Source organism: Pontibacillus salipaludis (assembly GCF_014642405.1).
Classification (GTDB): Bacteria; Bacillota; Bacilli; order Bacillales; family BH030062; genus Pontibacillus; species Pontibacillus salipaludis.
On sequence record NZ_BMIN01000013.1, the window covers coordinates 115,069 to 128,143 of the forward strand.

Here is a 13,075-nt window from a genome sequence, read left to right on the forward strand (position 1 = left end):
TATGAAGTTTGTTAAAAACGACCAAACCGCTGTATTTGCACTAGGCGGTCTAGGTGAGATCGGTAAAAATACGTACGGCGTTCAGTTCCAGGATGAGATCATTTTGATTGATGCAGGAATTAAGTTTCCTGAAGATGAACTACTTGGAATTGATTACGTCATCCCAGACTACACTTACTTAGTGCAAAACCAAGATAAAATTAAAGGGTTATTTATTACCCACGGCCACGAAGACCACATTGGCGGGATTCCTTATTTGCTTCGCGAATTAAACATCCCGATCTACGGTGGCAAATTAGCGATCGGATTAATTAAGAACAAATTAGAAGAGCATGGGCTTTTACGAAATGCGAAACTTCATACGATTCAAGAAGATGAAATCGTTAAATTCCGTAAAACGTCTGTGACATTCTTCCGTACAACTCACAGTATTCCTGACTCCTATGGTATCGTTGTAAAAACCCCTCCAGGGAACGTTGTTCACACTGGAGACTTCAAGTTCGACTTCACACCTGTGGGCGAACCTGCAAACTTGCAAAAGATGGCTGAGATCGGAAAAGAAGGTGTACTTTGCCTTCTATCTGACAGTACAAATAGTGAGATCCCTGATTTCACACTTTCTGAGAGTCGCGTAGGCGAAAGTATTAACGATATCTTTACCAAAGTAAAAGGTCGTGTAATCTTTGCAACCTTCGCTTCTAACATCCACAGACTACAACAAGTCGTGGAAGCATCCGTTCAACATAATCGTAAAGTAGCTGTTTTTGGACGTAGTATGGAAGCCTCAATCAATATTGGTATTGAATTAGGCTATATCAACGCTCCTAAGGATACGTTCGTAGAACCTTCACAAATCAATCGACTTCCAGCACATGAAGTAACGATTCTTTGTACAGGTTCTCAAGGAGAGCCAATGGCTGCCCTATCTCGTATCGCCAATGGAACACACCGCCAAATTCAAATTATGCCAGGAGACACTGTAGTATTCTCCTCTTCCCCTATTCCAGGGAACACCGTAAGTGTAAGCCGAGTTATTAACATGTTATATCGTGCTGGTGCAGAAGTTATTCATGGTTCATTAAACGACATCCATACCTCTGGTCATGGTGGTCAGCAAGAGCAAAAACTTATGCTGCGTTTAATTCAACCGAAATTCTTCATGCCAATCCACGGAGAATTCCGAATGCAGAAACAGCACGCTAAATTAGCTCAAGAAATCGGAATGGACCCAAGTGATTGCTTTATCGCAGACAACGGTGATGTACTTGCCCTTGGTAAAGATAATGCTATGATCGCTGGTAAAATTCCATCTGGTTCCATCTATGTAGATGGTAGCGGAATCGGTGACATTGGAAACATTGTTCTCCGCGACCGCCGCATCCTTTCTGAAGAAGGGCTTGTGATTGTCGTTGTAAGCATCAATATGAAAGAATTTAAAATTGCTTCAGGACCTGACATCATATCCCGCGGGTTCGTATACATGAGAGAATCAGAAGATCTTATTAACGAAGCACAAAAGATTGTTTCTAAGCATCTTGATAAAGTGATGGAACGACGCACAACTCAGTGGTCTGAGATTAAAAACGAAATCACAGACACCATCGCTCCATTCCTTTACGAGAAAACAAAACGTAAACCAATGGTTTTACCTATCATTATGGAAGTGTAAGACCCCCTCTTAACGGTTTAACTTATACGATTCGTAAAACAATATGTCATACAACAAGCCCCCATCCATTAGGATGGGGGCTTCCTTTTTTCATGTCGTTATTTTTCTATAATAGGATTGCTGAATACTAGAAGCTGAGACACTTTATTTTGTGTGGTGCCGTTACGTTTATTGAGTGTTAGGGGTGTCTGGGGAACGACTCGCTTTCCGCGGGCGAGCTGTCGAGCCTCCTCGTTCGCTTGCGCTCTCTGCGGGGTCTCGTCAACCTCTTTCTCCCGCAGGAGTCTCCCCGTTCCCCAGACACCCCTGGCTATATTTTATCTAACGGCCCCGCTGCTCGAGCATTATGGTGTAAACTTGAATGTACATATGGCCTGTTTCCGTTTCTCCCAACATGGAAAGGTGGGCCTGGAAACTGCGAGACTCCCGTGGGCAGAGGAGCCTAGGTGAGACCCCGGAGACCGGCTCTGCCGGTTGAGGAGGCTTACCAGCTCCCCACAGGAAAGCGAGTGGTTTCCAGGCCCACCTTGCGTTCATTTAAAGTTAACGGAAACATTATCTCAGCTTCGAGTATTCCGCATAAAAAGGCTTATATGGAACAAGAAACCAACAACAAACATGCACAAAGCCATTCAAAAAAACGAGTGTGGAATTATATATTCCACACTCGAAAAGATTTAGTTAAACAAGCGTTTTGTCGCTGTCTTCAACGGTGGTAATTCAATTTTACCACTTTCAAAGAACTCTTTAATCAAATACTCTGTATAATGAACCGCTTGCTCATACCCAATATTACCCGGAAGTGGCGCTTGGTCCTCTATAGCTACATCAATAATAGCTGGTTTGTCAGAGAGGAAGGCTTTTTGCATGGCTCCTTCAAGGTCTTCCCTTTTCTCAACACGATACCCTTCACCACCGCAGCTTTCTGCAAATTTGGCGAAGTCCATATCTCCAAGTTCAGTTGCATAATGAAGGTGCCCCATAGCTTCCTGCTCGTATTGAATCATACCGATCTTACTATTGTTTAAAACAATGACTTTAAGTGGCAACTTATATTTAACAGCTGTGATAAAGTCCTGCATGTTCATAGCAAATCCACCATCGCCACATACCGCAATAGACTGGCGATTAGGGTATGCTAATTGTCCTGCTATAGCCCCTGGTAGTCCACACCCCATTGTGGCTAACCAACCTGATATCACCATTTTCTGGCGAACCATAGATAGATACCTTGCGACCCATACCGTCACGTTCCCTACGTCACTTGATATGATTGCATCTTCAGGCATGATTTTCTCTAATTCATACATAACTTGTGGCCCGTTAATTGGATCTGTGTTCGCACGCTTTTGCATTTGCATACTTACACGCCACTCATCCATCTGTTTTTGATATTTTTCAAGATGTTCTTGATTATCTTTGGGTTCTATATGATCATTCAACCACTGCAGCGTATCTTTTGTACTACCTGCAAGGCCAATTTGGACAGGGTAGTGCTTGCCAATTTTACTTGGATCAATATCAATCTGAATAGCCTTTGTATCTTTAGGAAGAAAATCACGATAAGGGAATGAAGTACCGATCATTAGAAGCAAGTCTGCTTCTTTCATTGCATTATAGGCTGGTTGTGTTCCAATTTGACCATGTTGCCCTAAGCAAAGGGGATGATTATCTGGAATTACACCTTTGGCTAATAATGATAAAATGACCGGAGAATGTATAGTCTCCGCAAATTCCACTAATTCTTCCTGCGCATGAGCGGCCCCTTTACCTGCTAAAATAACAGGTTTCTTTGCCTCCGCAATTGCTTCTTTAGCTTCAATTAGTGATTTCTCAGACGGAAAGACTTCTGTTTTCGCATAGACAGAAGACGTTAATTTCTCTTCATACTTCTGCTTAACAGCTGATAGGTCATCCGGAATGATAAGAACAGATACTCCGTTATTTACATATGCTTCTCTTAGAGCTTGATTGACTAAGTCCGGTAGCTGTTGTGCACTTTGAACACGTTTATTAAATACAGCAACACCATCAAACATACGTTCTAAATTCTCTTCTTGAAAAGCTCCCGTTCCTACTTCTTCACTTGGAACCTGACCAACTAATGCTAGTACAGGAGCACTGTCAGCTTTCGCATCATAAAGACCATTTACTAAGTGAGTAGCACCCGGTCCACCAATTGATAAACAAACTCCAACTTTCCCTGTTAACTTCGCATAGGATGAAGCCGCAAGTGCGCCGACTTCTTCGTGTCTAACTTGAATAAATTGTAGATCATCTTGACGACTGCGGAAATCATCCATAAGTTCATTTATGGAATCTCCAGGCATCCCATAAATATGATCGATTCCCCAATCATCTATAAGTAAGTTGGTTACGATTTCTCCAGTTCTTTTTTCGAACATAGCGATTCATCCTTTCTAAGTACAATACTTTAATGCTATGCCCGTTCTGAGCCAGAAAAAAACTTTTTTATGATAGAAAAAAGACAGCACTCTACATGAGAGCGCTGTCTTCTTGTAATTTTTATTCATCATCTTCTACTACTAAGTTTTTCTCAAAACGGAAAATATCTTTATCTTCCCCAATAATAATTAGTACATCTTCTTCTAAAATTACCTCTGATGCTAGAGGTGAGACATTGATTTCTTTATTCCTCTTTATACCGACTACGTTACAACCGTAACGAGCACGTATGTCCAAGTCTACTAGAGTTTTTCCAATCATTTTCTTTCCGGCTTTAACTTCTACAACTGAATGATCATCTGATAATTCTAAGTAGTCCAGAACATTGTTTGAAATAATATTATGTGCAATTCGCTTACCCATATCTCGTTCAGGGTGAACAACCTGGTCAGCACCAATTTTATTTAACACTTTCTCATGATAATCATTTTGTGCTTTAACGGTTATCTTCTTAATACCTAATTCCTTTAACATTAATGTAGTAAGAATACTAGCTTGTTGATTATCACCAATGGCTACGATTACGTGGTCAATATTTCGAATACCTAATTCTTTTAGGACATTTTCATCTGTAGAGTCCGCAATGACAGCATGGGAGGCGATATCTTTATATTCATTCACCTTATCTTCATCAAGGTCTATAGCCAACACTTCCATTCCTTCACGGCTTAACTCTTTACATATACTGCCGCCAAATCGGCCAAGACCAATAACTGCATATTCTTTCTTCATGCGTGATCCCCCATTCCTTCACATTTACCTTACATCATATTATCATAGATCTGTTTACTATGGAAAGTTCATCTTATACTAAAGCATCATCCCTAACAAAAGTGAACTCAAGTCATAAAAAAAGAGACGCTCTTATAAAGAACGTCCCACATAGATTACTTTTTCCCTTTTACATACTCTGCATCAAATAAAAACATGCGCATTAAAAGAATAAGAGAAGGAATAAGAAGGAGCAATCCTGCAATAAACACAATTACAAGCGCAAGCCCCATTGCTTCATTCGTTACCGAGCTTTCCACCGTAATAAACGGTTCTATTAAATATGGTAAGTGTCCAGCTCCATATCCAAAGAATGCAAAGAAGAACTGGAACATAACGAAAATAAAGGCTAGACCATAACGTTTTTGTTGATAAACAAGCAATAATGCACCTAAAAAGAATGCTACACTAAGACCAAACATCCACCACAGATCAAGCATTTTCTCAAAATGACGAGCGTTATGCTGACTCATAGCAATAAATGTAGTCAAACTAGCGATAATCGTTGGGGATCCCCAGAAAAGCGTATACTTTCTCATTAATTCAAGAGCAGGCTGATCATTAGCTTTAGAGGCATAAAAGGTTAAGAAGGCTGCACTTATAAATAAGACGGAAACAATAGCAAGGAACACAACGCTCCATGAATATGGACTAGTTAACAGCTCACCTGTTAAGAGACGAACCCCATTATCCGTTTCTTCAATAAAGCCCCCTTCTGATATAGTCATGGCTGTGCTTAATGACGCTGGTATTAACAAGCCTGTTGCCCCATATAAAAACATAAAGAAATTACTTTTCTTAGACCCATAGTTTTCAAATGCGTAAAAAGAACCTCGAATTGCAATCAACACAATAGCAATACTTCCTGGTATGAGTAAAGATTGCCCAAAGTAATAAGCGGAATCCGGAAAGAAACCGACGAGACCAACGAAAAAGAAGACAAAAAACACGTTTGTTACTTCCCATACCGGGGACAGATACCTACTTATTAATTGGTTAATGATGTGGTCTTGTTTAGTCGTTTTGGCGTAGTAAGCGAAAAAACCTGCACCAAAGTCAACAGAAGCTACAATTAAATAGCCGTACAAAAAGATCCACAGGACCGTAATCCCTATCATTTCATAACTCATTTATGACCACCTCGCTTCGCTACATCTGGATACCTTTTCTCTAACTCTAGCTCTGCGGGATTGTTTTTAAACATTTTCCGTAAGACTGAAATAGCTCCTCCCCCAAGTACAACATACAAAGCAAGGAACAATACAAACATCCAGTCCACGTGTGGAGATGTTGTGGCTCCCTCAGCCACTTTCATAAATCCTCTTAAGATCCAAGGTTGACGACCTACTTCTGCGAAAATCCAACCGAATTCAATAGCAAGCATCGCACCAGGTCCATTAATCACAATAAGCCATAGAAGCCATTTATTATTCTCATTCCATTTCTTAAGTTTTGAGAACAACAAGTATAAGAAGGAAACGCCTAAAGCGTACATTCCAAGCATAACCATAAGGTCAAACATGTAGTGAATCCATAGTGGAGGTGTTTCATCTTCTGGAAATTCATTTAAACCCGTCACTTCACTATCAAATGATCCGTGAGCAAGGAAGCTTAGTGCATTAGGAAGACGAAGTGCATTTTCTACTTCATTATCTTCATTCAACGTTCCAAATACGATTAAATCCGCATTCTTCTCTGTCTCAAAGTGCCACTCCGCTGCAGCTAATTTCTCAGGCTGTTCGTTTGCTAGGAATTTAGCTGAAAGGTCTCCGGCAATAGCCGTTGTAATAGCAAATATAAACGTAGCCACCATCGTAAGTTTCAAGGCTTTCTTATGATAGTCAGAAGCATTCTTCTTCAAGATCGCAAAAGCTGCAATAGCTGCTAGAATCGCAGCAGAGGTTAAGTAGCTTGAAGACACCACGTGAAACACTTTCGTTGGTGTAGCCGGATTAAACATAGCTGCTAATGGATCAACGTTAGTTAGAGTTCGACCTTCAAGATCAAATCCTTGTGGTGTATTCATAAACGCATTCACAGTGGTAATAAAGAAAGCAGACATTGTAGCACCAATTACAACGGGTATGGAAAGCAACCAGTGGTAAATTGGATTTTTAAAACGATCCCATGTGTAGAGATAAATCCCTAAAAATATGGCTTCAAAGAAAAACGCAAATGTCTCCATGAATAAAGGAAGTGCTATAACATTTCCAGCAAACTGCATAAATTTAGGCCATAACAAAGATAACTGAAGTCCGATAGCAGTACCTGTTACAACACCTACTGCAACGGTAATGGTAAATCCTCGCGCCCATCTCCTAGCTAGCAATGTGTAGTTTGCATCTTTCTTCTTGATTCCTATAAATTCAGCTATTGAGACCATAACCGGGATCCCAACGCCTACTGTTGCAAATATAATATGGAAAACCAGTGTTAAACTCGTTAACATCCGGCTCATCATGGCACTATCTAATTCCATTGAGTATGACCTCCCCTATATAAATCAAGTTCATTAGTAATTCGTTTATAGTTTTATTACTCTATTTCCATCGTACTAATAGTATAAACCCTCTAACTATCGCGTTGGGAATGAACCGATGACAGTTTTGTGACACATTTCACAAAGTCATTCAAATAAAAAAAGCTTTACCCAAGACCCTATATTATATCGAAAATTGTCTACTGTTTCGATTACTAATATTATAACGACAAGCCATCTTTTTCTTCAAAAAATGTGCCCGCACTTAGCATAAAAAAACTCTAACCTTATTGTCACAAGGTTAGAGTTTTTATTTACATAGCGTCAAGCATTTGGAATTGGGTCTTTACTAGATCAAAGTATTCTCCTTTAAGTTCCATTAACTCGCTATGATTTCCTTGTTCTAAGATCCGCCCGTGTTCAAGTACAATGATGTTATCCGAGTCACGGATTGTTGACAAGCGGTGAGCGATAATAATGGCTGTTCTACCTTTTAATAATCGGTTTAACGCTTCTTGAATCTTTACTTCTGTTTCTGTATCTATTGATGAAGTTGCTTCATCTAATATTAATATCTTGGGATCAGCTAGTAATGCCCTAGCAAAGGATAATAATTGACGTTCCCCTGCTGAGAGAATATTACCCCTTTCCTCTACTTCCGTCTCATATCCATTTGCAAGACGTTGAATAAAGTCATCAGCCCCAACTACTTTAGCAGACTCGATCACTTCTTCATCTGTAGCGTCCGGACGTCCAAATCGAATATTCTCCATAATAGTTCCTGAAAAAATGAATGTATCCTGCAGTACAACACTGATTTGTTGTCGTACGCTATTTAATTTGACATCTCTCAAATCGTGTCCGTCTATTTTCACAGACCCATTCGTAGGATCATAAAAACGGCTAATCAGATTGGCTATTGTAGATTTCCCGCTACCAGTATGACCTACAAGGGCTACTGTCTGGCCTTGCTTAATTTCTAAAGAAATATCATGTAAAGCAACACGATCTTCGTCATAAGAGAAACGAACATGATCAAAATCAATGTGGCCTTTCATATCTTTCAACTCAATCGCATCTTTACGCTCTTCAACATTAGGCTCTTCATCCAAAAACTCAAAGATACGCTCGGAAGCGGCCATCGCCATAAGAAGCTGGTTATACATTTGGCCAAGTCTTGAGATTGGTTCCCAGAACATACCTAAGAAAGTCGAGAATGTAACAAAAGTACCTACTGTTATTTGACCATTAATGATGAGGAACGCACCATAAGAAATAAGGATAACTGTTCCAACAGCATTACTCATTTCCACGAAGGGACGGAACATCGCGCTTTTCTTAGTAGCATTACGCCATGATTCAAAGTTGTCACTATTCACCCCATCAAAATATTCGGTATTCTCATTTTCTTGTGAGAATGACTGAGTAATCCGAATCCCTTGTATACTTTCATTTAAATGGGAATTTAAACGAGACTGCTGAATGCGCACATCTTGCCACGACCTGCGAATATTACGTCTGAGTTTTGTAGAGATAAAGAACATAATTGGTAGGATGATCATAATGGCTAGTGCAAGCTTAGGACTTAACACAAGTAAGATAACAATAATACCAATTAACGTTACGACATCCATTAACAAATTGATAATTCCGTTGGTGAATAATTCTTGTAGTGAATTAATATCGTTCATTATTCGAACAAGAATCGAGCCCGCTGATCGGTTATCAAAAAATTTATGACTTAAGCGTTGTACGTGGGAAAACAAATGCTTCCGCAAGTCGTATATGACGTTCTGCCCTAAGATGTTCACCCACCTAATCCGTAATGTGTTGCCCACAAAGCTCAGCACGTACAGAATGGAAATTCCAACAACAAGTTGGATTAATAGATTAGGATCTTCTCCCTTAATAGCCAAATCAATCGCAACCTTACCAATTAAAACTGGCACGATCAGCCTTACGATTGTAGACACGAGCATAGCTATAATAGCAGCTGGTAACAGCCTTTTAGAGTACGGCTTCACATATTGAAGCATACGGCCCATTTGCTTCCAGTTAAATTGCTTCTCGATTGCCTGGTCTTGTGTATATTTAAACCTCTGTAAATGAGGACTCTTGTATTCTTGCTTTGGTGCTTTCGCCATCTTTCTCCCCCCTAACCTTGACTTGAAGCCTGCAGAATGGCTTCTTTATCCTGATATTGTATATCGTAGATACGCTGGTACGGACCTCCATTGTCTAACAACTCTTCATGAACCCCACGCTCAACGATTCGACCATTTTCTAGAACTAAAATCTCGTCCGCGTGTTTTAAAGATGATATACGGTGAGCAATGATAAATGTTGTACGGCCTTCCATTACTTCTTTTAATGCTTTTTGAATTTGTAGTTCTGTCTCCATATCAACTGCCGATGTTGCATCATCAAGCACAAGAATACTAGGATCAATTAAAATTGCACGAGCAATGGCAACACGCTGCTTCTGACCACCAGATAAACCCATGCCTCGTTCACCTAGCAAAGTATCGTATCCATTTGGCATTTCTAGAATAAATTCATGTGCTTGTGCCCTTTTAGCTGCATCAATGATTTCTTCCATTGAAGCTTCCGGATTTCCGTACGCAATATTCTCTTTAATGGTCGTAGAGAATAAAAATGATTCCTGTAAAACAAATCCGATATTACTTCTTAGTTCTTTTAGTCCATAATTTTGAACCGGCTTTCCATCCACTAAAACTTGGCCTTGTTCAGGTTCATAGAAACGAGTGATGAGCTGAGTAATACTTGTTTTGCCAGAACCAGTGGCTCCAATTAAGCCGACTGTTTTCCCAGGAGGCGCGTCAAAATTTATATCTTTCAAAGCAGAATCATCATCCTCTTCATAAGAGAGTGTCACGTCTTTAAACATCACATGGCCGTTCAGACGCTTTTGACGAATTGCTTCTGGGATCTCTTGAATATCTTCAGTTGCTTCAAGTATCTCTAATAAGCGTTCTCCTGAAGCTTTGGATTGGGAAAACAAGTTAATAACGAATCCAAAGTTCATAAGCGGCCCTAGAATGTACCAAATCAAGTTAAAGAAAGCTACCAATACACCAACAGTTACCTCACCCTGAATATACAAATAGCCACCGAAACCTAGTAAAGCTACTACACTAATATTTCCTATAAACTCCATTAGCGGGAAATATTTAGCCCAAATATTCGAGGTAGAAAGATAATTTTGGCGATATTCATCGTTTTTATCTGTGAAACGACCTACTTCAAAATCTTCTCGTGACAACGATTTTACCGTATTCATTCCACTAATATTCTCTTGAACACGCGTATTCAATCGACCAAACGCTTTACGAATTCCCCTAAAAGCGGGGTGTACCCTCTTATCAAAACGATAAACCACTACTGCCAAAAACGGCATAGAAGCCATTGTTACTAATGCAAGAGGTATAGAATAATAGAACATCACACTCAAACTAATGATAATTAAGGATACAATTCGAATAAATTCTGCAAATCCAAAAGATAAAAAGAAACGAAATGCTTCGACATCAGCTGTCAGACGAGACATCAAATCCCCTGTACGAGCATTATCATAGTAACGAAATGGTAAGCGCTGAAGCTTCTTATAGAGACCATCTCGAAGTGTATAAACAGATTTAATTCCAAACAAATCCCCTAAGTATTGTTGAATATAAGTCGCTACTCCTTTTAGTATCATAAGTCCAAAGAAAGCAGCTGCTAAATATGGTATAAGACTATAGCGTCCCGGATCTACTACATCATCAATGGTGTACTTCAGTACAATGGGATAGACCACCGTTACCCCTGTTACAATAAGCAGAAAGAATAAGGAAACAAAGAAATACCGCTTGAATGGTAAGTAATACATTTTTAACTTTTTAAACGTATCCAAAACGAACCCTCCTTTTAATGTAAAATTTTTCACGTACATATAAATATATCGAGTTCCGAAATAAATTTCTACCCATTCGACTTATTTTTTTGAAAATTTTTATTTCTAACATATTTAAAACTCTCCCCCCTCTCCTCTCCTTCCTGATATTCATTAAAGGGCAGGATTGTTGAAGACTCGAAACTGAGAGAATGTTTCCGTTTACGTTAATAGAGCGTGAGGTGGTTCGGGAAATCACTCCCTTTCCGCGGCGAGCTGGGAAGCCTCCTCGTTCGCTAAGCTCTCTGTGGGGTCTCCCCGAGGCTCCTACTGCCGCAGGAGTCTCGCAATTTCCCGAACCACCTCTGCCATATATGATGTAACGGAAACATCCATATGGGGTTACCTCGCAACTCTAACCACCCCTTAGGTGTTGGGCCGTTCGTAAAACTATAGCAGGGGTGTCTGGGGAAGGGGGGAGACTCCTGCGGGAGAAAGAGGTCGACGAGACCCCGCAGGGTGGTTTTCCCGAGGAGGCTCTAAAAAGAAAGGAGAAGTTCGACTAAAACCGTCACGTCCTGTGACAACGTCGAACGACCCCACATCGTGTGGGGCCGCCCCGGAAAGCGAGTCGTTCCCCAGACACCCCAACCACTCGACAAGCGTAACGGACCTATCTACACAAAAGTGTCTCAGCTTAGAGTATTCCATATAAGGGGGCTTATTTGGAACACCGTTAGTGTATGCGTTTCTATAAACATTTTCTATTTGATGGAATCTACCACCTTAAGGTATGATAGAAAACGTATTGAAAAATTGTGCTGTCTATGTCGAAAGGAGTATATGATGTTTGATTTTTTAAGTGATATTGACTTTGTCAAAATCTCAACGATTGCATTAAAAATTGTATTAGTTTTACTTGTTTATTTAATTGTCTCTCCTATTGGGAAGAAACTAATCCAACGCTCTCTTTATAAAGCTGGTAATAATCAAAAGCTTACAGAAGCAAGGGCTAAGACGTTGGAGAAACTCATGATTAGTATTTATTCGTATGTGTTAGGTTTCATCCTAATCGCAACGATTTTTGGCTTATTAGATATTAACCTTGCTCCATTAATTGCCGGAGCTGGTATTATTGGGCTGGCTATTGGTTTTGGTGCTCAAGGGCTTGTAAGTGATGTTGTTACTGGTTTCTTCCTATTATTAGAGAAACAAGTTGAGGTTGATGAGTATGTAACAGCTGGTGGAATGAATGGTGTTGTTGAAGAGATTGGTCTTCGTACAACGAAGATTAGAAGCTTTGACGGGACATTAAATTTCGTGCCGAACCGCCATATCTCTACTGTTAGTAACCATTCCCGCGGGAATATGCGCGCGCTTGTTGATATTGGCATTGCATATGATGAGAACATTGATGAAGCTATGCAGGTACTTCAAAATGTATGTGATGAGTTCGCTCAAAATGATGAGCGTTTCAAAGACGGTCCTAACGTACTAGGCGTTCAAAGCCTTGGTTCCTCAGATGTGGTCCTTCGGGTTCTTGGCCAAACTGAAAACATGCAACAATGGGCTGTTGAGCGTGATTTACGTAAACGCATGAAAGAAGCATTTGATGAAGCAGGAATTGAAATTCCATTTCCACACCAGGTTTATATTGAGAAAAAAGAAAGCTAATCGAGTAGGAGGAGGTGACTAACCTCCGTCCTCTCACACCACCGAGCGTACGGACCCGTACTCGGCGGTTTCCCTAAGTTTGACGTAGAAATTTATATCGATGAGATAAACTACGAAGCCCTAG

The 13,075-nt window shown here is 40.2% G+C and carries 8 protein-coding genes; 2 read left to right on the forward strand and 6 right to left on the reverse strand.

The window, feature by feature from the left end; translation table 11 throughout:
- The first annotated feature begins 1 nt into the window (after window position 1).
- The gene (gene rnjA / locus IEW76_RS14340) at window positions 2-1,669 is read left to right on the forward strand and encodes a ribonuclease J1 (RefSeq protein WP_036780954.1); all 1,668 of its coding nucleotides are present in this window, start codon (window positions 2-4) and stop codon (window positions 1,667-1,669) included.
- A 677-nt stretch (window positions 1,670-2,346) separates the two neighbouring features.
- Here rnjA and IEW76_RS14345 read toward each other — a convergent pair.
- The 6 genes from IEW76_RS14345 to IEW76_RS14370 form a co-directional block, all read right to left on the reverse strand.
- The gene (locus IEW76_RS14345) at window positions 2,347-4,074 is read right to left on the reverse strand and encodes a pyruvate oxidase (protein WP_188654974.1); all 1,728 of its coding nucleotides are present in this window, start codon (window positions 4,072-4,074) and stop codon (window positions 2,347-2,349) included.
- Window positions 4,075-4,195: 121 nt separating this feature from the next.
- Complete coding sequence (locus tag IEW76_RS14350; protein ID WP_188654976.1) at window positions 4,196-4,867, reverse strand: potassium channel family protein; 672 nt, start codon at window positions 4,865-4,867, stop codon at window positions 4,196-4,198.
- Window positions 4,868-5,022: 155 nt separating this feature from the next.
- Window positions 5,023-6,036 (reverse strand): cytochrome d ubiquinol oxidase subunit II, encoded by a 1,014-nt coding sequence (locus tag IEW76_RS14355; protein WP_188654978.1) that lies wholly within the window; start codon window positions 6,034-6,036, stop codon window positions 5,023-5,025.
- Window positions 6,033-7,385 carry a cytochrome ubiquinol oxidase subunit I gene (locus tag IEW76_RS14360; RefSeq protein WP_188654980.1) on the reverse strand — a complete coding sequence of 451 codons (1,353 nt, stop codon included), beginning with the start codon at window positions 7,383-7,385 and terminating at the stop codon, window positions 6,033-6,035. Before IEW76_RS14360 ends, IEW76_RS14355 begins: the two co-directional genes overlap by 4 nt.
- A gap of 314 nt (window positions 7,386-7,699) precedes the next feature.
- The gene (locus tag IEW76_RS14365) at window positions 7,700-9,529 is read right to left on the reverse strand and encodes an ABC transporter ATP-binding protein (protein ID WP_188654982.1); all 1,830 of its coding nucleotides are present in this window, start codon (window positions 9,527-9,529) and stop codon (window positions 7,700-7,702) included.
- 11 nt (window positions 9,530-9,540) lie between these two features.
- Window positions 9,541-11,298, reverse strand: a complete 1,758-nt coding sequence (locus IEW76_RS14370; RefSeq protein WP_188654984.1) for an ABC transporter ATP-binding protein — start codon at window positions 11,296-11,298, stop codon at window positions 9,541-9,543.
- A gap of 822 nt (window positions 11,299-12,120) precedes the next feature.
- On the opposite strand from IEW76_RS14370, the gene IEW76_RS14375 reads away from it, so the two are divergent.
- Complete coding sequence (locus IEW76_RS14375; protein WP_188654986.1) at window positions 12,121-12,951, forward strand: mechanosensitive ion channel family protein; 831 nt, start codon at window positions 12,121-12,123, stop codon at window positions 12,949-12,951.
- Window positions 12,952-13,075: the final 124 nt, after the last annotated feature.

Coding starts and splice junctions, on each gene's coding strand:
- IEW76_RS14375 (WP_188654986.1), top strand. CDS start 12,121: ATGATGTTTGATTTTTTAAGTGATATTGACTTTGTCAAAATCTCAACG.
- rnjA (WP_036780954.1), top strand. CDS start 2: ATGAAGTTTGTTAAAAACGACCAAACCGCTGTATTTGCACTAGGCGGT.
- IEW76_RS14345 (WP_188654974.1), bottom strand. CDS start 4,074: ATGTTCGAAAAAAGAACTGGAGAAATCGTAACCAACTTACTTATAGAT.
- IEW76_RS14365 (WP_188654982.1), bottom strand. CDS start 9,529: ATGGCGAAAGCACCAAAGCAAGAATACAAGAGTCCTCATTTACAGAGG.
- IEW76_RS14360 (WP_188654980.1), bottom strand. CDS start 7,385: ATGGAATTAGATAGTGCCATGATGAGCCGGATGTTAACGAGTTTAACA.
- IEW76_RS14355 (WP_188654978.1), bottom strand. CDS start 6,036: ATGAGTTATGAAATGATAGGGATTACGGTCCTGTGGATCTTTTTGTAC.
- IEW76_RS14350 (WP_188654976.1), bottom strand. CDS start 4,867: ATGAAGAAAGAATATGCAGTTATTGGTCTTGGCCGATTTGGCGGCAGT.